Genomic DNA, 22,487 nt, shown 5'->3' with positions numbered 1-22,487 from the left:
AAGTAAAAAATCATAAAAAAGACCAGGATAAAAAACTTATCACTGATCTTTTTTTTGAGGTGATTGTTATTTAGGCAGGGATTGCTATGCCATTTTCACGCATTTTAGCGATTTTATAACGTAGCGTTCGAGGACTGATGCCAAGCTTTTCAGCGACCGCTTTGCGACTGCCTTGGCAAGCTTGCAACGTATCAAGAATAATTTGATGTTCTTGTTGCTTAAGTTCATTACCTAAGTTGTCATCAAGTTTCTTCTGTTCAACTTTCGCTGACTGAATCGAAATAGGCTCTAAATTCTCGATTAATATATCGCACGAATCGATAACCTGCTCACTATGTAATATTAATGCACGCTGAATCACATTATCTAATTCACGCACATTGCCGGGCCAACCATAGCTTTCTAATTTATGTTTAGCCGATTGGCTCATGGCAGCAAGCGGTTGAGAGCTTTTTTGACAATGACGAGCAATTAAATGCTCGGCTAATGGAATAATATCGTCGCTTCGTTGTGCAAGCGGTAACCAGGTTAAAGGAAACACGTTTAGACGATAATATAAATCTTCTCTAAATAGCCCTTCACTAACTGCTTCTTTAAGATCACGGTTACTAGTTGCAATTACGCGAACATCTAAGGCTATTGTTTTTCTACCACCAAGACGTTCGACTTCTCTTTCTTGTAAAACACGTAAAATTTTTGCTTGTAGGCTAAGATCCATTTCCGTGATTTCATCAAGCAAAATCGTGCCACCTTGAGCTTGTTCAAACTTACCAGGACAGGCTTGAATAGCGCCGGTAAATGCGCCTTTTTCATAACCAAACAACGTTGCTTCAAGCATATTCTCAGGGATCGCAGCACAATTTATCGCAACGAACGGTTGGTCTTTTCGTGTAGAGTGATTATGAACATACTGTGCAAGTACTTCTTTACCCGATCCACTTGGCCCTAAAACCATGACTGATGCGTCGGTAGCCGCAACTTTTTTAGCCAGTTGAAGCAACTCTATACTACGTACATCACTCACAATAGGTTGATTATCACCACTAAATTGCGCTGGCATGTATTGATTAACTAAATTCAATAGTACTTCAGGTGCAAAAGGCTTAGCCATATAGTTACTTGCACCATCTTTCATCGCTTGAACGGCGTCATTGATTGTGCCGTAAGCGGTCATAATCAATACTGGTAACTCCGGCCAAGCCTGTTTAATATTCTTAAGTAAATTTAAGCCTGACATACCGCCCATCTGAACATCAGAAATCACCATATCAACTTCATTTTCTTTTAAGTTCAACAATGCAGCTTCACCACAGTCGGCTTCTAAGCAAGTAAAGCCAGCTAATGTCAGCGTATCAACGAGTGCTTCGCGCAAACCAAAATCATCTTCTACGACTAGGATTTTTTTATGACTCATGACAGGTCTCCGCTACGTTAGTTGATGTTTGAGCGAGGTTACTTGCCAATGGGATTTCGATACAAAAATGTGCACCCTCACCCACTTTACTTAGCAAATGAACTTGCCCTTGATGTGCTTTGGCAACAGATTTCACAACGGCTAACCCTAACCCGGTACCTTGAGATCTTGAGGTATAAAATGGCTCAAATACTTTTTGGGCTAATTCAGGAGAAATCCCTGGCCCGTTATCTTGAACCGAAATAAATGCTGATGTGTCACTGCAATAAGTACGAATACTGATTGCAACGTCACTACCAACAATCTCGACACTATTATTGATTAGGTTTTGTATCGCGCCACTTAGTGCGTGCTGGTTAGCAAGTATCTGACAATCATCTTGGCATAATTGTAAGTTTACTTTTGCGTTCACTTGCTGACAGCTATCTTCAACCGTTGCTAAAGCCTGCCTGACGGTTTCATTAACAGAAACCGGTGTGACCACTTGCTCGCTACCACTTTTTGAGAACAACAGCATGTCGTTTACTTGACTCTCTAAGTCTTGTAAACGTGTCATTAATTTTTCTTGAAACTTATTGCGCGCTTCTTGAGTCAGTCGACCATTTTTCAAGTTTGCACAATAAAGCATGGCAGATGACAATGGCGTTCTAATTTGATGCGCAAGGCTAGAAACCATTTTTCCTAATGAAGACAAGCGTTGCATATGAGAAATCTTATCTTGCAATAACCGTGTTTCAGTTAAATCAGTGATAGTAATAAGTTGACCCGGCTTATTACCTAAAGGGGAAATCTCTAATTTGACTCGTCGACCGTCTTGCAATGAAACTTCATGCCAATCATCGGCACGCGGATTAAAAGAGCGTTTAATAACATGCGCCCAGGCTTGACCAAGAATAGGTTCATCGAGCAATGACTTGGCAGTTAAATTTATTTTCGTCACTACCCCATTGCCATCAAGAATAACCATCCCGTTTGGCATACGATCAATCAGTTCATTTAGCTGATCATTTTCTTCTTGTAATTTCGCATACTGCTGGTTGGTTTGAGGCGCAGGAAAGCCTCCCGTAATGTTCAACACATTCGGTGACGAGACGCGTGATTTTGGCATAGATGACGGAACTGCAATGGTCATATTTGCTCTCTCCATAAAAAACTTACCATGGATAAAGCAAAATACACGCCAAATAAAAATACGCTTATATTACAACAAATTAAAGTGGATTTAGTCGTGCGTCAATTGTTTGTCTCTAACAAGTTCTACGGTAAAAGCGGCTTACTTTCGTGTTTGAATAAAGTTCTTGGCAGGATAAACGATTTGATTAGCTTCGATATGTTTTGTCACGGTAGCCCCTGCGCCGATAACCGTTTTTTGGCCAATGTTGATACAATGAATAATATTAGCCCCAGTACCAATATGAACATTATCACCTGTTATGACTTGGCCACTTAAGGTAGCACCGGGCGCTATATGATTATTAAAGCCAATATGACAATCATGATCCACACTAGCGGCCGTATTCACGATAGAACAAGCACTAAGCTGTGTGCCGGGCTGCACTACTGCCTTGTGCAGAATTTGGCAACCTTCTTCTATGTTTGCATGTTCAGAAACAATTGCGCTATCTGCGATTACCGTTAAAAAGCGATAACCTTTATCAATAAAGTTTCGATGAATAGTGGCCCGTATATCATTATTTGGCATGGAGCCAACACCGTTAACCAGTATCACATCATCAGGCGAGAAATCATAAATAGCTTCGTTACCACGAAGGTGATTTATGCCACTAAAAATGCGCCTTTCAATAACAGATTCATTTGATGAAACGGCAATAACCTCAATACCTTGCGATAACAAAACATCAAGTAAAACACTTGCGTGACCACCACTTCCAATAATAATAACGGGTTTGGTTTTATGCTTCATATTGAGTTTCGCCACTATTTAGATAAACCGTATTTTCGCATCTTTTCTACTAGTGTTGTTCTTCGCATGCCAAGCAATTCAGCTGATCTTGCAACGACATTATCAGTACGTGCTAATGCCTGCTCAATGAGCGACACTTCAAGTTCAGCTAGATACTCTTTAACGTTAACACCCTCTTCAGGTAAAACACCAATATTGGCTTGTTCAACATCATCTTCGAAGCCGCTGTCGTCAATATCATCATCGTCATAATCAAAGCCAGCAAATAATTCATTGATAGCTTCTTTTTCTTGTAACTCTTCAGGGTATTCAGGCTGGAATGTTTCGGTATCAATATGCTGGTACTTGTGCGGTAGCTCACTCACATCAATGACCTGATCAGCGTACATAATGATCATACGCTCAATCAGATTGGATAACTCCCTTACGTTACCTGCCCAAGAATGTTCTTGTAGCGATAAAATCGCTTGCTCGGTAAAGCGTACACTTTGACCTTGTTCTGCTTCAAAGCGTGAAACAAGCTCTTTTAACAATAATGGAATATCTTCTTTTCTTTCACGTAATGCTGGAGTTTCAATTGGAAAAACATTAAGTCGATAAAACAGATCTTCACGAAAATCATTGGTTTTAATCATACTTTCTAAGTCTTGGTGTGTTGCTGCAACGACACGAACATTGGTTTTAATGCTTTTTGCACCACCTACACGCTCAAAGGTCCGTTCTTGTAAAACCCGCAATAATTTAACCTGCATTGGCTGAGGCATATCACCAATTTCATCTAAGAAAAGTGTTCCACCTTCGGCAAGTTCAAAACGCCCTTTACGCGTTGAGATTGCACCGGTAAATGCACCCTTTTCATGACCAAATAATTCACTTTCTAATAGCTCGCCGGGGATTGCACCACAGTTAACTGGGACAAACGGGGCTTTTGAACGATCAGATAAATTATGAATATTGCGGGCAACAACTTCTTTACCCGTACCCGACTCACCAAGAATTAATACGTTGGCAGCCGCAGGCGCAACTTGCTCTATTAAAAAACGCACTTGCTGCATTGGCTCGCTGACACCCACTAATGAGCGAAATAGCGGGCTGTTACCGGCAGTACCTTTGCGCTTAGACGGCAGTTTATTTTGATACTGGTGACAATGATGAATCATTTCCGTTAGCTGCGCGTAATTTAACGGCACAGTTAATTGACCAAGCACATTAGCCGCGTGTTCAAGATCGTGGGTATCAACAACATCATGGATGAGAAAAGGCATTGCAGGATTGTTTTTAACAAAACTTATGGCGTCTTGATCTAAGTCACCCGCTAAGACAATCGTGAGAATATTATCTTGAGGTTTAAAGATATGCTTAAGCTCATCTAATCGACATGAGGTAAAATTTTCACCAACAAACGAGAAGATCGTCTCTAACTGATATCGACGTGCCTCATTATTATCGACAATGATAATAAGTTTCTGACCCTGCATACTTCAAACCTATTGTAATTATAATATTCTGAATTCTAACTTGCGCTGATGATAAATCAACAAAAAATTGACGCATAACACGACACAATTTTGACACCACGCTAATATTAGCCCGTATTCGACTAAAAATAAGGCAAATACTTCATGGTAATTTATCTGCATTTCTTTAAATCATTAATTAATCGATTAATTTACTGCAAACTCTTGTGCCAATTCCGAACTCGGCACATAATTTGCCTTAACTATAATAAGAATTTTATTAGTGGCATTACTGTCTATTTTTTTGACTGGCGGCTATGCACAAAGAAGGGTTAATTATGTTTGATGGTAAAAGTATCCTTATTACGGGTGGTACAGGCTCTTTTGGTAAACTGTACGTTGAAACACTTTTAACCCGCTACAAGCCAAGAAAAATAATTATTTACTCACGAGATGAGTTAAAGCAATTTGAAATGCAGCAGGTTTTTGATGCGCCTTGCATGCGCTATTTCATTGGTGATGTTCGTGATAAAGAACGCCTAGTTCAAGCGATGAATGGTGTTGATTACGTTATTCATGCAGCGGCCCTAAAACAAGTTCCCGCTGCAGAATACAATCCAATGGAATGTATTAAGACAAATATCAATGGTGCTGAAAATGTTATTCACGCAGCATTAGCAAATAACGTTGAGAAAGTCATAGCACTGTCGACGGACAAAGCAGCAAACCCAGTAAACTTGTATGGCGCCACTAAACTTGCCTCAGACAAACTCTTTGTGGCTGCCAATAACATGAGCGGTGGCTATAGAACGTTATTCTCGGTGGTTAGATACGGTAATGTTGTTGGCTCACGTGGCTCTGTTGTGCCCTTCTTTCAAAAGTTAGTGGCTGACGGTGCGACTGAAATTCCTGTCACTCATGAGAATATGACAAGATTTTGGATCACCTTACAACAAGGTGTCGACTTTGTTCTTAAGAATTTTGATCGGATGCTAGGTGGTGAGATATTCGTCCCTAAAATACCATCAATTAACATTGTCGACTTGGCAAAAGCGATGGCGCCTAACCTACCAATTAAAATCGTAGGCATTCGACCTGGCGAAAAAATGCATGAAGTAATGTGCCCAGAGGAGCTATCTTACGATACCTATGAGTACCATGACCATTTTGTAATTGCACCATCGATTAAATTTAGCTCGCGTACCAATGCTTTTAATTGCAACGCGCTTGATGAAAAAGGAGAACTTGTAGAACATGGCTTTGAGTATAACTCTCTAAACAACAAAGACTTTTTAACCATTGAGCAAATTAAAGAACTAAATAACGAGTCTTGTCTTTAATGGATAAGTTTGAACAATTTATTCCCTACGGACGTCAACATATCGACCAAGCAGATATAGATGCAGTTGTTGACGTACTACAATCCGATTATTTAACGCAAGGTCCTAAAGTGCCAGAGTTTGAATCTCAACTTTGTCATTTAACAGGCGCACAGTTTGCCTGTGCAACCAATAGCGCAACCTCTGCGTTACATATTGCATGTTTAGCTTTAAATGTAGGAATAGGCGATATCGTTTGGACTTCCCCAATCTCTTTTGTCGCCTCAAGCAACTGCGCACTATACTGTAACGCTACGATAGATTTTGTTGACGTAGATACTAATACGGGTTTAATGTCGATTAATGCGCTAACCAAAAAGCTAGCAGATGCAGAAAAAACAAATACTCTACCAAAAGTTGTGATACCGGTTCATTTATGTGGCCACAGCTGTGATATGAAAGCCATTGCAATGCTCGCTAAACAATATAGTTTTCGAATTATAGAAGACGCATCACACGCCGTTGGTAGCTTTTACCAAGGAAAACCTGTTGGTAGCTGTCAATATAGCGACATTAGTATCTTTAGTTTTCATCCGGTAAAAATCATTACGAGTGCAGAAGGTGGCATTGCCTTAACTAACAAGCAGTCACTCGCCGATAAGATGAGTAAACTTCGTAGTCATGGCATTACGAATGTTGCTAGTGAAATGACTGAGCCGTCCCACGGACCGTGGTATTACCAACAACAGATGCTCGGCTTCAATTACCGAATGACTGAGTTACAAGCTGCGCTTGGCGTTAGTCAGTTGAGAAAGTTAAAGCCACTTGTAAGCACAAGAAATGCAAAAGCTGTAATTTACGATGAAGCGTTTGCCAATACCGATTTAACGATCCTCAAACCTGCTGATAATAGCCAATCGTCTTATCATTTATATGTAGTTTTATTACCTCAGCGTCTAGTAAATCAACATAAAAATATTATCGAAAAGATGCGAGAAGCAAACATTTGCGCTCATCTACATTACATTCCAATTCATATACAGCCGTTCTATCAGACATTGGGGTTTAATGAGCAAGATTTCCCAAATGCAATGGATTACTACCATCGTGCAATCTCAATCCCACTTTATCCGGTTCTTGATAGTAAAGCTCAGCAATTCATTATCGACACAATAAAAGAGATGTTATGAAGCTTGCACTTGGTACTGTTCAGTTTGGCCTTGATTACGGTATTTCCAATCAGCACGGCCGAGTAAGTGAAACAGAAATCAATGCTATTTTAGCAACCGCTAGCAAAGATAATATTACGACGTTTGATACCGCATCTAGCTATGGTACAAGTGAATACTTGCTTGGCAAGCATATGCAAGCTACAGCCAATTACCTTGGAAAAATAGCACCAACGACAGCGCCGCTAGATATTGAAAATGAAGCGAAAGCGTCACTGAAAAATTTACGTGCTAATCATTTTTCATGTTTATCAGCACATCATGCAAAATGGCTTCTTAATTCAGAACATGGTGACGACAATTACCAGGCTTTACTGAATTTAAAAAATAAAGGCCTAACAAAAAGAATAGGTTGCTCAGTTTATAATATTGAAGAGGCTAAAACCCTGATAAATCGATACGACATTGATGTAGTGCAATTACCGGCAAATTTATGTGATCAGCAGGTTTTTGATTCGCCTTTTTTGTCTCTTTGTAACAGCCACAATGTTGAAATTCACATACGCAGTTTGTTTTTGCAGGGCGCATTACTCATGCGGCCAAGTCAATTGCCTAAACACTTAGCACCGTTAAAAGCAACGCACGATACGCTAACGCAAATAGCTAGCGGTAATAATATCGATAAAATGACTCTACTATTGGCACCTTTCGTGCAACATCCACAAATAAGCAAAATTATCATCGGGTGTTGCTCTAACAATCAATTAATTGAAGTGATAAATGCATATCAACAAGCCAATGTTAAGCAATTTAATTATCAAGATTTTGCGATAGTTGACGACAACATAACTAACCCTAGTTTGTGGCCTGCATAAGCTACACCCAATAAAGACGTATTTGTACCACTACATTCTCATATCAGAGGTTCATATGATTGATATAAAAAACAATTCTGGCAGCAAGTTATGGCAGCAAGCAAAACAGATTATTCCTGGCGGTAATCAGTTGTTGTCTAAAAGAGCAGAAATGTTTTTACCTGACTTCTGGCCGGCTTATTATAAAAAGGCCAAAGGCTGTGAAATTTGGGATCTAGATGGCAACCATTATTATGACATGAGTATTATGGGGATAGGTACCTGTCCTCTAGGCTACGCCAATGATGACGTTAACCAAGCGGTTATTGATGCTGTCAGCGATGGAAGTATGACAAGCTTAAACAGCTTTGAAGAAGTTGAACTTGCGCAAAAACTCATTGACCTGCACCCATGGGCTGGAGCGGCTCGTTTCGCTCGTACCGGTGGCGAAAGCTGTTCTATCGCTGTTCGAATTGCACGCTCACACAGTAAAAAAGACAAGGTCGCGTTTTGTGGTTATCACGGTTGGCATGACTGGTATATCGCAACTAACCTAGGCGATGAAAAAAACCTCGATGAGCAACTATTACCTGGACTTGCTCCTTCTGGTGTGCCGCGAACTTTATCTGGCACAGTTTTGCCGTTCAAAGAAGGTGATATAGCATCTTTCGAAGCGATAGTTGAAGCTGAAAAAGATAATCTTGGTGTAGTGGTTATGGAAGTTTTTCGTCACGCCATGCCAGATCTAGCGTTTATTAAGCGTGTACGAGAGCTATGCACAGAACACAATATCGTTTTAGTCTTTGATGAAATATCATCAGGCTTTCGCTTAAATATCGGTGGCTCCCACTTACTATGGGATATTGAACCAGATATCTGCGTACTTGGTAAGGCATTAGGTAATGGTCATCCAATAGGTGCAGTAATAGGCAAGCACGATATTATGCAGGCTGCTCAAGAGTCATTTATTTCAAGTTCTTATTGGACTGAGCGTGTTGGCTTCGTTGCCGCACTTAAAGTGCTAGAGATAATGGAAAACCAAGACGTTATCAATACGTTATCAACGCACGGCAAATATTTAAAAGCAGGATTAATCAACGCAGCTAAAAAAGCAAACTTACCACTGACAATGTTCGGTATCGATTCAGTGCTTATTCTAGGTTTTGAAGGCGAAGCGTTAACAATCAAAACGATATTTACACAAGAGATGCTAAAACGAGGCTTTTTAGCGAGCAATGTTATCTATGTCAGTATCGCTCATCAAAAAGAAATTGCTGATAAGTATTTAGAAAATGCTGCTGAAGTTTTTCAGCAAATCGGCAAAGCGTTAAGCAATAACAATTTGCAAAATTTGCTTGATGGCGAAGTCAGCCACAGTGGTTTTCAAAGGCTTAATTAATGACCACGGCTACCACTGAAATCAAGTCAAAAAAAGTCATTGCGATTGTTCAAGCCCGCATGGGTTCAGCTCGCCTGCCCGGTAAAGTATTAAAACCCATCGCAGGTGTGCCTCTCATTGTTTTTTTACTTAATCGGTTAAAGCACGTATCAAGTGTTGATCACATAGTATTAGCCACCTCAAGAAACTCAGAAAATGATGACTTAGCCGACACGGTTAAAGCTGCTGGGTTTGATGTTTTTAGAGGTGATGAAGATGATGTGTTGCGTCGGTTCTATGATTGCGCAACACTTTACCAAGCAAGTGATATCGTTCGAATTACCGGTGACTCTCCATTACTTTCCCCAAAACTTTGTGAAACGCTCATTCAGGCCTATTTTAATAAACAAGCGGATTACGCCTACTTATCAGAACACTTTGCTGAAGGGGTCGATTGTGAGGTTATTTCTTATGCTGCGTTATCTCACGCTCATATCACTGCATCGTTAGCATCAGAGCGCGAACACGTAACGTTATTCGTCTATCAGCACAAAGAAAGCTTTAATATTATCGAATTAGCAAATGACTCTGATGATAGCGGTTACCGTTTTACCGTTGATAATCAAGAAGATTATCAAGTGGTACAAGCAATTGTAAATAATCCAGCATTTACCGGCGCTATCGAATATAGCGAGATAAAACAATTCTTGGATGATAACCTAGCAATTAAGCAGCTTAATCAGCACATTGTAAGAAATGAAGGCCTGATTAAGTCTTTGAAAAATGATCATATCGTTTAATGGATAACACCCAATGAAATTCAACATTAATCAAACCCAGGTTAGCGAGCAAAGCCCTTGTTATATTATTGCTGAAATGTCTGCTAATCACTGTGGTAGTTTTGACAAAGCTATTGAGATCATTCATAGCGCGAAAGCTTGCGGTGCAAATGCCATCAAACTTCAAACGTATCGTGCTGATACCATTACACTTGATTGTGACGAAAAAGACTTTCAACTGCCAAGCGATAACCCATGGGAGTCGCACAATACCCTGTATAAGCTGTATGAAAAAGCTTATACCCCGTGGGAATGGCATAAAGCATTATTTGAAGAAGGTAAAAAAATAGGTATTGATGTTTTCTCATCACCTTTTGATAGTAGTGCTGTCGATTTATTAGAATCACTAGACTGCCCGGTTTATAAAATTGCTTCACCGGAAATCTCTGATATTGGCCTAATCGCTCGAGTTGCTAAAACGGGTAAGCCTGTCATTTTATCGACTGGGCTTGCAACACAACAAGACATTGAGCTGGCTATAGAAACATTAGAAGCAAATAATTGCCACCAATACGCATTTCTAAAATGCACAACGGCCTACCCTGCGCCGGCTGAAGATATTAATTTAGCTACCATTAAAGATATCGCACAACGTTATCAATGTATTGCCGGTTTATCTGACCACACCCTAGGAAATAGTGTTGCGATTGCATCAGTTGCCTTAGGTGGCAAAATTATTGAAAAGCACTTTGTTCTTGAAAGAAACTCAGAATCTGTTGATGGCTTTTTCTCCTTAACGCCTGACGACTTCACCCAGTTAGTTGATGACGTCAGAAACATCGAAAAAGCAATTGGCACGGTCAATTACGACATTTCACCTGCATCTCAGAAAAACCTGTTAGCAAAACGCTCACTCTATGTAGCTAAAGAGGTTAAAAAAGGACATGTGATAACAGAAGAAGATGTGAAGTCAGTGAGACCAAGCTACGGATTGCACCCTAAATACCTTCCAGAAATCATTGGTAAAAAAGCAACTCAAGATCTTAAACTTGGTCAAAGATTTGCTTTAAATATGGTTGAGAAGTAAGACAAATAAGCAAGTGATTGAACTCGCTAGGTTGAGGCAAAAATGAAAGACTGTATTGTTGTTGGTGGTGGCTTATGTGGCTTATTTTCAGCTATTTTGCTTGCCGATAAATGCGATAGTGTGACACTCATAGAAAGTGCCGAAAGCTGCGGTGGTTTATTAAAGTCGGTAACAGATAATAATGTTGTTTACGATCAAGGAACACATATTCCTAATACAACAGGCCATCAAGCAATAGATGACATTTTATTTGGCGACGCTGCTTTTATACAGGAAAATTGGCTAACCATTAACGACCTGCCATCTGGGAGTTTTTTCAATGGTCACTGGAATCTAGCCAATCAAAGTGTGGATATTAGACACCTACCTGAACAAGACTATAAGCAAGCTGTATTTGAACTTGTTTCACAAGATCAGCCTAGTGACGCTGAAAATATTGAAGATTATTTAAGGGAAACCCTTGGCAATACGATTACTGATAAAGTGTCGTTGCCTATTGTGGCGAAACTCTATGGTAACGATGTTGATGCTCATCAATTACAGCGTCAATCATCAGTAAATTATTTTGGTATTACCCGTGTCCTTGCTTTAGGCGAAGAATCATCGAAAGTATTAAAATCGTCAGCGGTTTTTGACAATAAGTTGAGTTTCCACAATCAAGAAGATTACGACGCGCAGTTACGCCAGCAAAATATCTCTAAGCCTACATATTACTATCCGAAAAATGGTCAGGGCATTGAATTTTGGGTCGAGCATTTGCTTAATCAAGCAAAAGCTAAAGGTGTCAACATCATCACGAGCGAGTTTGTTTCTCAGATTGCTCATCAACAAGGTAAGGTAAAAGAAATTACCCTAGGTAAAAGTAAGCAATGTTTACCTTGTGATTTATTATACTGGAGCGCACCACCTGTTTTTGGCTTAAAAGCAGCTGGTTTGCAAGCAAGTGCACATAAAGCAGAATTTAGAACTGCTAATATTTTCTATTTTAATTTTGATAAGCCCTTAACTAATCAAGTTGCGCCATTCCTTTGGAATTGGCATCCCAGCCATAAAACCTTTCGAATTACTCTATATCCGAATTTACGCGAACAAGATAATGGTCATTATAATATGTCGGTGGAAGTACTGTCGGCTCCAGAAGAAGCAAATGACATTACTGAAGAGATGATTTTACAAGAGATACAGGAGATGGGATTAATTGCTAAAGGTTCAGCATTAATCAGTAGTTATCGTCAAACAATCAATAATACATTTCCAGTACCCACGTTCGATTTTGCTAAAGCGACGACAGAAAACTACCTAGCATTTACAGAGCAGTTTGATAACGTCATCGTGTCAGGCAGATTTAGCGGTAAACAATGGTTTCATGCTGATGTATTAACGTCTGCCTATCAAGAAATATCGAAAAGATTTCCGACATAGTATGAAAGTCTCTGCGCCGATTATTTTTAAGTGTAATGCTACGCCTAACACTGGGTTTGGTCACTTTAGCCGATGTTTAAATATTGCAAAAGCAATTGAACAACTAGCGCCTCAACAATCAATACAATTTTGTGGCGACTATCTGCCTTTTGCCCAACAAATGTTAGATCAACATGAAATAAAGTACCTGACTTCTATTGATGGTATAGCAAAGCCGTTCCACATGGTTTTCGATGACTACCAGTTAACATCACAAGCAGTCACCCTACTGTCGTCAAAGGCACAGACGCTTATCGCAATCGATGATTTTAACGCCTTAGATTTGTCTCGTTGTGATTTAGTCGTCAATTTTCGTGTAGGCTTTGATGATGAAAAATACCAGGCAAAAAGCACTTGTTTAGGAGCAAAGTTCTTTCCCTTTAAACAAGCGCTTAAGTCGCTTCGAGAACGCAATATCGAATCACCAATCAATGATATTAATCACATTACTATTTTTATTGGTGGGCAGGATAAGGAAAATTGTGGACAAACTTTGCTTTCTGCCTTGGACAGGGTGTTAGAAAATAAAACAATTCATTTGGTTAGCCCACTAGCTACGCAAGCTAACAGATTAAACTCGACAAAAAACACCCTCGTTGTAAAGCCACTCACGGCTAACATTGAGGATTACTACCAAGTAACCGATTTCTTTATTTCAGGTGGTGGTTTGTCGAAATACGAAGTCAGCTTTTGCGCGATTCCCAATGCGTGTATTTCGCAAAACCAAGGTCAGGCTGATGATAGCCAGATTTTTTCCAATCAAGCACTGACGCTTGATCTAGGGCTTGTTGACGACTTCATGCTAAATCAAACACAATGTGTAAAAGGCTTGGTTGATCGTATTATGTCTCCTCAAGCAGCAAAACTAATTGAAGCAAGCCAGCGAGTCTTTGATACCAATTCTTGTGAAGCATTAGCAAATGAAATCTTACTGAGGTGCTATGAGTAATTTTGAAACCAAAAAATCAGAGTGGCATGACCAAGCATTGGCCAGTACCGACTTAAAAGCGCAAGTAGGTCGTCCATTTGATGATCAAGCTTGGCAAGGCCTCATTGCTGACATTGAGAATAAACTTTCATTCAATTCTCATCACCATGACATTTTAGATGTTGGTTGCGGTAATGGTTTGTTATTAAGTCATCTACAAGCATATGCAAGTCAAGTTCACGGAATAGATTACGCAAATGCGATGGTAAAAGAAGCACAAAAACTGATGCCTAAGGGGGACTTTCAACAAGGCGAAGCCGCGCATTTACCTTATTTGAGCGACTCTATGGATCGGACATTGTGTTACAGCATTTTTCATTACTTTCCTTCGCATGATTATGCGATTGCTGCGATTGAAGAGATGATAAGAGTAACCAAAAGTGAGGGCATCATCCTTATTGGCGATTTACTTGATGATAAATTTGAACACGAAATAAAATCAAACAGTAACTTAGCGATTGAGGAAAATTTACCCTTGATTCATCGCTATTCTCAATGGACGTTTTATAACGTAGATAAAATCTTAATGCATTTTGAAATGCACCCACGCGTTACAAAAATTTCATTATTAGAACAACCAACGTCATTTCCACTTAGCCATTACCGTAAAGACATTAAAATATGGCTATAGCAATATCAACTGAACATCAGGTTAAAAACGAACTATCCTTGGTTGCACAAAGAGAATACGTTGCATTAACCAGCTCAGGAAGCAGTGCATTAATCGTTGCACTCAAAGCTAGTAATATTGCACCTGGTAGCGAAGTGATAATGCCTGCTATTTGTTGCCCTGCAGTGCTTTTTGCTATTCAAATGGCTGGTTTTACGCCCGTATTATCAGATGTATCAATCACTACCTTTTGTTCAACACTTGCTGATATCGAAGCGCAAGTAAGTGATAAAACGAAGGCTGTTATTGCGGTTCATAGTTATGGTATCGCTTGTGATATCAAAGCAATTAGTGAGTATTGTAAAAGTAAGCAGTTACTTCTAATAGAGGACGCGTGTCTAGCAGTTGGAGCAATAACAAACAATCAGCCGTTAGGCAGTTTTGGCGACATCAGCATCTATAGTTTTGGTTATGACAAAACCTTAGCATTAAATTACGGTGGCGCGATATTCACAAATAACGCCGCGCTATTTTCTGCTATTGAAGCAACATTAAACGTCAATGACTTCTTTTGTTATCAGCCTAATGATGGAAATATTCAAAGGCTAAAAGGTGCACTTGATGAGCTAGGTGACTTTACCGCTAAACGTATAAATAATGTTTTGTTTTGCCACCAGCAATTGCAAACGGAACATATATCTAAACCGACAATTGATGTCGACCAACCATTATGGCGATATCCACTTATAATAAATGGCGATAGAGAGCGCTTTTTAGCTAAAGCAGATGCTAAGAACATTCTCATTACGAGCCATTATAAATCGTTAGAGATATTGAAAACCGGTACAACGCTACCACAAGCAAAATATATATCAGATCATGTCATCAATATTTTTGTTAGGCCAGAAACTCCGCAACAGCAAATAGAAGATACCGTCCACTTTATAAATGAGTTTGCCCAATGATAAAAGATTTAAAACAATATTATCAGTCACTCTACCAAGCTCATGGCAATAGCGTAGAAGCGGTTCAACATGTGAGTCAAGCATCTCAATATAAGCGTTTTGATATCTTAACAAACATTGATACCCAGCTAAGTTCAATCATAGATATTGGTTGTGGCTTGGGTGATATGTACCATTATTTAAATTCAAAAGGTTACCAAGGTTCCTATTTAGGCTTAGACTTTGTAGATGAATTTATTCAGGCGGCAAGTGAACAATTTAAAGCGCACTCGCAAGCGAACTTTGCTCGTTTTGATTTAACAAAAGAAAAAATCCCTGCAACACATGACTATATTTTATTAAGCGGAGTGTTCAATAATAATACGCCTGACGCAAAACAGTTTATGTTGTCGACAATCGACGCGATGTTTCAGGCCTGTAAAAAAGGTGTTGCGTTTAATGCCATGTCTACTTATGTCGATTTTTTCAATGATGAGCTTTTTTATATTGACCCTCTTGAGGTTTTTGATCACTGTAAAAAGTTAGGCGCACATGTTGTTTTAAAGCATGACTATCTTGTAAAAGAAGGCTCTGTTCCTTACGAATTTACGATGTATTTGTATAAGGATGCAAAATAGATGCGCTGTGCGATTATGCAACCAACCTATTTACCTTGGTCAGGGTTCTTTGACCTTATTGATAGCGTTGATGTATTTGTTTTTTTAGATAATGTGAAACTCGAAAAAAGCAGTTGGCACGTCCGTAATCAAATAAAATCAGCGCAAGGTGCCATGATGTTAACGGTACCTGTTTCTACGCCCAATGGCAGGCTAGAAACCATGATCAATGAAACATTACTCTCAACTAAACCTTGGCAGAAAAAGCACTTAAAATCGTTAATCACAAACTACAGTAAAGCACCATTTTTCAATGAGGTTTACCCGGTCGTTGAAACAATACTTCAGCAACCTTTTGACAATTTAGCCCAGCTGAATATCACACTAATTAAAACACTCTGCAAACAGCTATCTATCACGACGCCCCTGGTCACCGCTTCTGAAATGGCAAGCATCACAGGTGTAAAAGATGAAAGATTAGTAAGTATTTGCCAACAATTAGGTGCCAATCATTATTTGTCACCCGTTGGCGCTGCAGACTACATTGAAAAAAATACCAAAGGTGGTGCGTTAACAAAGGCAAATATTAAGCTGAGCTATCAGCGATACCAAGCGCCAATTTATCCTCAGCTATACGGAGAATTTGTCAGCCATTTGTCTATTTTCGATGCCTTATTTAACTGTGGTTTTATTAATACATTAAAACTTATCAGAGAAAACAGTGATAGGAGCGAATTGATATGAAAAAGTTATCGTTAGCAACGCATCGTTTCTCCCTAATTGAACTAACCAAAAACGATGCTTCTGGTAGATATTTATCATGGCTAAACAAAAAAGAAACGGCTCAATATATTACTCATACCCAGGCAGATATTCAGTCGCTTGCTAACTACATAGAAGAAAACTTTACAAACAAGGATTGTTTGTTTTTAGGTATATTTGCCGGCAACGAAACTCAGCGCGAGCATATTGGCAATGTAAAATATGAGCGCATGAAACAATACCCCCATATAGCAACCATGGGCATATTAATCGGAGAAACTAATTGGCACGGCAAAGGGGTTGCAAAAGAAGTGATAGAAGCAAGTTTGCCTGTTGTTAAATCGTCCCTTGGCATCAAACTCGTTAACCTTGGTGTTGAAAAGAACAATATCGCAGCAATTAAAGCGTATCAGAAAATTGGCTTTGAAATAGCAAAAAAGCCTCATTACCAGTTTGACGATGAGGCTTTAGAAATGGACATAGACGTTTAATTTTTACTATTCGTTATAATCAAATCCATAGTCGCTTAATACGTTCCAACGTTCACGATACATATCTGGTGCTTTTTCCAAGAAATCAATCCAGACATCTAGTGCTTCTTGGTAATAAGGCATTATCTCCTCACTATCACCGTAGTTATATAAAATAGCTAACAGTACCGAGTTTACATACCAAGCTTCACCTTGCAAAATGAGATATAAATGGCTTAAACCACCGCCACTCATAAACGAATTCAAATAGTGTAAGTGTTTGAAAAGTATTGGCAATGCTTCTTCTCTCGTTGAAGCTTTTTCAGATAAAATGTCAACCATTGTTTCGCATATTTGCTGAAACTTATCGAAATATAGTAATGAGTTAAGATCGAACGCTAATTCATAATCTTTAAAAGAATGGGTTTTAATGTAGTCAATTACGTCACTTTTATCATACGTACTTTCTTCAAGCATAATATCAGCAGATCTAAGTGGGAACGTATGTTCCATTTTGACCCCATTACTACAGTTATAAATATTAAACCCTTGCCCTCTAAAAGATAGAAGCAGTCGTTCTACTTGTTCTTTGCCAGTGTACAAAAACGGTTCTGTTATCACGCTAGGGACAAAATTGCCCTCAACAGAAAACTCTGCCCCCATTTTAATTGGTTCATACTTTTCATCACCATCTTCTTCATAGTAATACGATGATTTAGAGTGGTGATGATTAGTATCTACATAGCCTTTATCAAGTCCAAATAAATAGACATTCTTGCTACCTAGACTACAGAAAAAGCTAAGCGCAGTGTTACCAACTAAAGGGTTACAATATCCTAGGGTCGTCGTAATTTCGCCTCGACTATAATATTCACCTAATTGGAAAAGGGTAGTACCTGCTTCGTGCCCTTTTATTCCAACACCGGTCCACCCGAACAAGTCAAGGACCTCCGGATACATCACATTTAAAACCAACAAGTTAATTTTTTGACGTGCCTGTTCCGGGATAAAATGCTCTAAGAAATCTGCTGTTGATTTTGTGCGCTCTAAAGCAACATGAAAATCAGGTACGATATCATTTGCTAATAAAGCGGTTGTTGCAGAATTACAAGCAACAATAATCGCTTTATCTTTCATACGCTTTATTTGTTCAATATCATCATCAAGTGAAGGGCCATTGGCCACAATGAAAACAGGATATTGCGCCATTTTATCAGGTAAATCGTGATGCGGTTGAATTATAGCTGGCGCTTTATCCATAACACCTAAGGTATGTGAAATACTCAATAAAGCATCATCAAAAAAGCCCCATCCCATAAAGAATTGATGGAAGTTTTCTTTAATTCTCTCAATGATACTCGCAACTTTTACCGACGGATAATGTTGGTAAAAAAATGAATTAGAAACGCTATATGGGCCAATCTCTTTCACACGATCATAAATCGTTTGGTAAATTGTATCCTCTTCATCACCAATTCCTAAATATAAAAATGAGCCTGACTCATCTAATTTAGTTATATAGGCTGCCCAATCAAAACAAAATAAGCTGCCAAAAAAGTAATCTTCGTTAGGTTCAAAAATCGTTACATAAGTGGCTTCAGAACGTGTCTGTAACTCTTTTAAGTGGTAGCCAAGACCGATACCAAAGATAATCATGCTCGGTATTTTGTGAGACACGGTAGTATTTAACGCAAGCTTATCCGTAACATTGTTGAACACCTTACCTACTGCAACCATAGTATCTATATGTACGAAGTTAGTCAGGTTTTCCAAGTGCTCTAAAAGAGAATAATTGATTTGTCCTAAAATAGGGTTCTTGTAATTATCGTCTACTTGCGTAGCTACTTGCTGTAAAGGCGTATCATTATAGAAAGGTACGTTGGTATGATAATCAATAATATTACCCGTGCCATCTTCATTAACTAATAACTGAAATTTTTCATTAGGCGTAAAGTTGACGAATCGCTCAGCAATATCTGGAAAATACTTCTGAAAGGCTTTAATATTTTTTTCAAATAATTCGTTAGCTTTTTCTGCGAACACAGCTTCTCTTTTAACCAAAGCCTCAGCTTGGTCTAGCTGCGATGATATGCTATCAATATCGTAGTCTGATGATTTCATTTATCTTATACCACTGTTGAAATTTGGACGTATCAAAATAGTTTGATGACTATGAAATGTTAAGGCAAGTATGAGGCCAAGACGGCACTTTTGTATAGTAAAATCAAAAAAAGAAAACTAAAGTTGATAAGCCTTTTTCACTTTATCTGCCTGTTTCATTTTGATCAAAGACGCTTGTATTGCCTTTGCATCTTGAGATAACTCTGAAGACGCCTTGTTAAAGTAGGCGTTTATTTCCGTCAACAAGTTGACGTTTTCTTGGGAAAGTTTTGTTACCTGCTCAGAATTGAACAGGCAACGAATAGCTTGGTCTAACTCAATTAAGTGGCCATTGGCATCATCAAGTCTTTCTTCTGCTAAAGCTAGCTTTAACTTGCCGTAGCAAGAAGTGACATCTGTTAACACAATTTAAACCGCAGTAGATTCGTTAACTTTTCTTTGCGCTTCAGCCTGCTGACGTGCTTCCAACGGAATAGCATCCCAACCAGCTTTTATTTCTTTAAAAAGTGCATGTACTTCATCAACAGCTACAGTATCTTTTGCCATACTTGCATCTGCTAATCGTTCTAGCATGTACTGATACAAAGCATACAAGTTCTGACAGACGTCGCCACCGGCTTCAAAATCTATACTAGAGCGCAACGCTTCAATAATGCTCGTTGCTTTAGCAACGTTTTTCGCTCGAGCTTGATAATCAGCTCGCTCAATAGCACCTTTTGCCATTACTAAACTTTCTACTACACCATCCATCAGCATTTTAGTCACCATATATGGCTCTGCGCCCGCTAAACTGGTTTTAGTCGCTTCTTTCTGATAGTGCTTTAAATTTAAATTAGCCATACTGTACCCTACGATATTAATTATGAGTCAGATGTTGAAAAGCCTGGTAAGCTAGCAAGTTGGGCTGTTAAATATTGCCCTGAACTTTGCATTTGAGCAATAAGTACATCAAGTGCCGAGTACTGCTTTCTCAAACTTATTTCCAACTGTTCCATACGATATTCATGATTACTGACATCGTCTTCTAACTTACCTAATTCAAGATTTATGCCATCTTCACGAGACTTCATTGTTCCATCAGATGCAACATAGTTATCTAGCAATGTACTAAAGGTTGATGCAATACCGTTTTCACTGGCGAACAATTCACCAACCTCGTCAAAGTTTTCAGTTAATGCAGTACTTAGGCTTCTCACAAGAGATTCTTTTTCTAAGGCACCATCTTTACTTAAACCTAAACCCGCATCAAAAATGGTTTCAAAATCACCCGTTGGTACAGTCGTCGATAACGCACTTATAAGCTGAGCCTTTAAACTACGCATCGTTGAGTCACCATTAAGCGGTGCGCCTGCTTGTGTATGATAGTCTATCGTACCCATCGCATTATTGAAGCCAGTAATAAACTCTTCAATCAAAGACTCAACACCCGTCTTATCATAGTCCACGACTATTTTACTGGTTTCATTATTCTCGCTTTCTTTTTGCGCAACAATAGTTAAATCTTGAACTGCATCTTTGAACGTATTGGTATCACTGGTAATACTAATACCATCAACTTCGATAATAGCATCTTGCGCTTGATCTTCAGTCGCAATCGCTAAACCACCCGCGCCACCTGCGTTAGCCACCGTTGATACATTATCTAACTCTGCAATATTATTCGTTACAACTAAATCGTTACCTGCGCCCGTTTTATTTGAAGTCAAAACTAATTTAGAAGAGGTACCATCGTTAATAATATTTGCTGTTACACCAAAATTATCATTGGCATCATTAATTGCTTGGCGCAACTCTTCTAAGGTTGCCCCTGCAGCCAGATCTACATCAAAGGTGTCACCACCTGCACTATAGGTTAATGTGCCGCCAGTCGCAGTAACAACATCATCAACTGAACTAAACAGCCCATCAGCCATAACCGCTCGACTACCTTGAGCCAATTGCATCACTTCAACATTAAATTGTGCTGGTGTAGCATCTTCTGACGCTGTTACAGAAATTAAATCACCGGAGTCTGGTTGGGTAACTGTCGCTGTACGCTTATTGAAATTATCAATATCAGCGAGTTTTTCAATAACGTCTTCAAGAGAAGATAGAGATGATTTAACAGCGCCTACAGCTGAAAGCTCAACAGTAAGTTCGCCTTCTTTCTCTTGGAATTTTTGAAGTTTAGGTAGGTTTTCAGCATCAAGAGTCGCAGAGATAATACTCTCTAGATCTAAGCCTGAGCCAACACCTGCGGATGTGATTAGTGCCATAATGTCCACCTATAAAGTACTATCCTCTTCAGCATAGTACTATATTACTGCAGTGTTCAATTAATAAGTCTAAATTAACCTGTTTAATTAAACTTGCTTATCTAACAAAAACCCACCATTAGTTAAGCGTTCTGAAACATCTTTCAGAACAGATGACACATCACTAAAATACTTTGGTGGTATTTCTCGGATTGTCTCACCATTTTCTTTGTCAACGACTTTGACTATTGGCGGCTCATTAAGTTCATCAAACTCAAAAACAAGACTCGTTTCTTTGATCGGAAAATCAGCATTTATTTGTTCAATCGACTCTAATAGAGCCATACGATCAAACCCTTCTTCCTGCTCTTTCTCATCATTTGATAGTTGTTGCTTTTCTAAGTTTGACTCTTCATTTGCTGTTTCAACATCAGCAGCTTCAGAAACCTTATCTCCAGCAACATTTAAGCCAACATTAAGTGGCGCTTGTTCCTGTGCTTGCAAGGCAGTGAACTTGTTCTTTTCTGCTATTGATTCAATCGCCATAAAGCCTCCTCAATATGATAAAACCTTACGCCCCTACTATAGAGGCTGTAAGGCTCTCATACAATCTAAATTAGCCTAATAAACTTAATGCTAATTGAGGACGCTGGTTCGCTTGAGAAAGAATACTTGAACTAGCTTGTTGTAAGATTTGGTTACGTGTTAACGCAGCTGTTTCTGCAGCGAAATCTGTATCTTTGATACGTGAACGTGCAGCTGATAGATTTTCAGAAACGTTAGCTTGGTTACGAATCGTCGATTGGAAACGGTTTTGAACCGCACCTAATTCCGCACGTTTCTTATCAACAACAGCAATTAATGAATCCATACCCGCTAGGATAATTTGTGAATTCACC

23 protein-coding genes are annotated in these 22,487 nt (G+C 39.1%); 13 read left to right on the top strand and 10 right to left on the bottom strand.

All coding sequences use genetic code 11. The annotated features are described in order from the left end of the window. Positions 1–70: 70 nt before the first annotated feature. The 4 genes from QQK02_RS13265 to QQK02_RS13250 all read right to left on the bottom strand — a co-directional run bounded on the left by QQK02_RS13265 (position 71) and on the right by QQK02_RS13250 (position 4,816). Entirely contained in the window at positions 71–1,414 is a 1,344-nt protein-coding gene (locus QQK02_RS13265; RefSeq protein ID WP_284208549.1) for a sigma-54-dependent transcriptional regulator, read from the bottom strand. Next, entirely contained in the window at positions 1,404–2,546 is a 1,143-nt protein-coding gene (locus tag QQK02_RS13260; RefSeq protein WP_284208548.1) for a sensor histidine kinase, read from the bottom strand. The genes QQK02_RS13265 and QQK02_RS13260 overlap by 11 nt, the downstream gene beginning before the upstream one ends. Positions 2,547–2,687: 141 nt before the next feature. Beyond that, positions 2,688–3,338, bottom strand: coding sequence for an acetyltransferase (locus QQK02_RS13255; protein WP_284208547.1), 651 nt, complete (start codon positions 3,336–3,338; stop codon positions 2,688–2,690). Between the two features lie 14 nt (positions 3,339–3,352). Then, positions 3,353–4,816 carry a sigma-54 dependent transcriptional regulator gene (locus QQK02_RS13250; RefSeq protein ID WP_284208545.1) on the bottom strand — a complete coding sequence of 488 codons (1,464 nt, stop codon included), beginning with the start codon at positions 4,814–4,816 and terminating at the stop codon, positions 3,353–3,355. Between the two features lie 317 nt (positions 4,817–5,133). Between QQK02_RS13250 and pseB the strand changes: the two genes are divergently transcribed. Genes pseB through QQK02_RS13185 form a run of 13 tightly spaced genes read left to right on the top strand, consistent with a single transcriptional unit; the run spans position 5,134 to position 17,254 of the window. Continuing rightward, a complete protein-coding gene (gene pseB, locus QQK02_RS13245) occupies positions 5,134–6,135 on the top strand; it encodes a UDP-N-acetylglucosamine 4,6-dehydratase (inverting) (protein WP_284208544.1) in 1,002 nt (333 codons plus the stop codon). Next, the gene (pseC, locus tag QQK02_RS13240) at positions 6,135–7,304 is read left to right on the top strand and encodes a UDP-4-amino-4,6-dideoxy-N-acetyl-beta-L-altrosamine transaminase (protein WP_284208543.1); all 1,170 of its coding nucleotides are present in this window, start codon (positions 6,135–6,137) and stop codon (positions 7,302–7,304) included. Before pseB ends, pseC begins: the two co-directional genes overlap by 1 nt. Beyond that, positions 7,301–8,158 (top strand): aldo/keto reductase, encoded by an 858-nt coding sequence (locus tag QQK02_RS13235; RefSeq protein WP_284208542.1) that lies wholly within the window; start codon positions 7,301–7,303, stop codon positions 8,156–8,158. The genes pseC and QQK02_RS13235 overlap by 4 nt, the downstream gene beginning before the upstream one ends. Before the next feature lie 58 nt (positions 8,159–8,216). Continuing rightward, on the top strand, positions 8,217–9,536 hold the full coding sequence (locus QQK02_RS13230; protein WP_407705044.1) for an aminotransferase class III-fold pyridoxal phosphate-dependent enzyme: 1,320 nt from the start codon (positions 8,217–8,219) through the stop codon (positions 9,534–9,536). Continuing rightward, the gene (locus tag QQK02_RS13225; protein WP_284208540.1) at positions 9,536–10,315 is read left to right on the top strand and encodes a glycosyltransferase family protein; all 780 of its coding nucleotides are present in this window, start codon (positions 9,536–9,538) and stop codon (positions 10,313–10,315) included. The genes QQK02_RS13230 and QQK02_RS13225 overlap by 1 nt, the downstream gene beginning before the upstream one ends. 13 nt (positions 10,316–10,328) lie before the next feature. Continuing rightward, positions 10,329–11,381 (top strand): pseudaminic acid synthase, encoded by a 1,053-nt coding sequence (gene pseI / locus QQK02_RS13220; protein ID WP_284208539.1) that lies wholly within the window; start codon positions 10,329–10,331, stop codon positions 11,379–11,381. Positions 11,382–11,423: 42 nt separating this feature from the next. Continuing rightward, the gene (locus QQK02_RS13215) at positions 11,424–12,803 is read left to right on the top strand and encodes an NAD(P)/FAD-dependent oxidoreductase (protein ID WP_284208538.1); all 1,380 of its coding nucleotides are present in this window, start codon (positions 11,424–11,426) and stop codon (positions 12,801–12,803) included. A 1-nt stretch (position 12,804) separates the two neighbouring features. Continuing rightward, on the top strand, positions 12,805–13,791 hold the full coding sequence (locus QQK02_RS13210; protein WP_284208537.1) for a hypothetical protein: 987 nt from the start codon (positions 12,805–12,807) through the stop codon (positions 13,789–13,791). Beyond that, a complete protein-coding gene (locus QQK02_RS13205) occupies positions 13,784–14,461 on the top strand; it encodes a class I SAM-dependent methyltransferase (RefSeq protein ID WP_284208536.1) in 678 nt (225 codons plus the stop codon). Before QQK02_RS13210 ends, QQK02_RS13205 begins: the two co-directional genes overlap by 8 nt. After that, positions 14,452–15,405 (top strand): DegT/DnrJ/EryC1/StrS family aminotransferase, encoded by a 954-nt coding sequence (locus QQK02_RS13200; RefSeq protein WP_284208535.1) that lies wholly within the window; start codon positions 14,452–14,454, stop codon positions 15,403–15,405. Before QQK02_RS13205 ends, QQK02_RS13200 begins: the two co-directional genes overlap by 10 nt. Further along, a complete protein-coding gene (locus QQK02_RS13195; RefSeq protein WP_284208534.1) occupies positions 15,402–16,022 on the top strand; it encodes a class I SAM-dependent methyltransferase in 621 nt (206 codons plus the stop codon). Before QQK02_RS13200 ends, QQK02_RS13195 begins: the two co-directional genes overlap by 4 nt. Beyond that, complete coding sequence (locus tag QQK02_RS13190) at positions 16,023–16,745, top strand: WbqC family protein (RefSeq protein WP_284208533.1); 723 nt, start codon at positions 16,023–16,025, stop codon at positions 16,743–16,745. It abuts the gene before it with no gap. Further along, the gene (locus QQK02_RS13185; RefSeq protein ID WP_284208532.1) at positions 16,742–17,254 is read left to right on the top strand and encodes a GNAT family N-acetyltransferase; all 513 of its coding nucleotides are present in this window, start codon (positions 16,742–16,744) and stop codon (positions 17,252–17,254) included. Before QQK02_RS13190 ends, QQK02_RS13185 begins: the two co-directional genes overlap by 4 nt. Before the next feature lie 6 nt (positions 17,255–17,260). Here QQK02_RS13185 and QQK02_RS13180 read toward each other — a convergent pair whose 3' ends face one another. The 6 genes from QQK02_RS13180 to QQK02_RS13155 form a co-directional block, all read right to left on the bottom strand. Beyond that, a complete protein-coding gene (locus tag QQK02_RS13180) occupies positions 17,261–19,354 on the bottom strand; it encodes a motility associated factor glycosyltransferase family protein (RefSeq protein WP_284208531.1) in 2,094 nt (697 codons plus the stop codon). Between the two features lie 117 nt (positions 19,355–19,471). Further along, positions 19,472–19,759, bottom strand: a complete 288-nt coding sequence (locus QQK02_RS13175) for a hypothetical protein (protein WP_284208530.1) — start codon at positions 19,757–19,759, stop codon at positions 19,472–19,474. Positions 19,760–19,762: 3 nt separating this feature from the next. Next, complete coding sequence (fliS, locus tag QQK02_RS13170) at positions 19,763–20,194, bottom strand: flagellar export chaperone FliS (RefSeq protein WP_284208527.1); 432 nt, start codon at positions 20,192–20,194, stop codon at positions 19,763–19,765. Positions 20,195–20,214: 20 nt separating this feature from the next. Next, on the bottom strand, positions 20,215–21,609 hold the full coding sequence (gene fliD / locus QQK02_RS13165; protein ID WP_284208526.1) for a flagellar filament capping protein FliD: 1,395 nt from the start codon (positions 21,607–21,609) through the stop codon (positions 20,215–20,217). 87 nt (positions 21,610–21,696) lie between these two features. Beyond that, positions 21,697–22,134, bottom strand: a complete 438-nt coding sequence (locus QQK02_RS13160) for a flagellar protein FlaG (protein WP_284208525.1) — start codon at positions 22,132–22,134, stop codon at positions 21,697–21,699. A gap of 70 nt (positions 22,135–22,204) precedes the next feature. Then, positions 22,205–22,487: flagellin (locus QQK02_RS13155; protein WP_284208524.1), on the bottom strand; the 283-nt coding region annotated here is incomplete at its 5' end.

The sequence above is a fragment of the Thalassotalea eurytherma genome (assembly GCF_030161415.1).
In the GTDB taxonomy this organism is placed as follows: Bacteria; Pseudomonadota; Gammaproteobacteria; order Enterobacterales; family Alteromonadaceae; genus Thalassotalea_G; species Thalassotalea_G eurytherma.
This window is presented reverse-complemented; position numbering and strand designations above follow the sequence as displayed.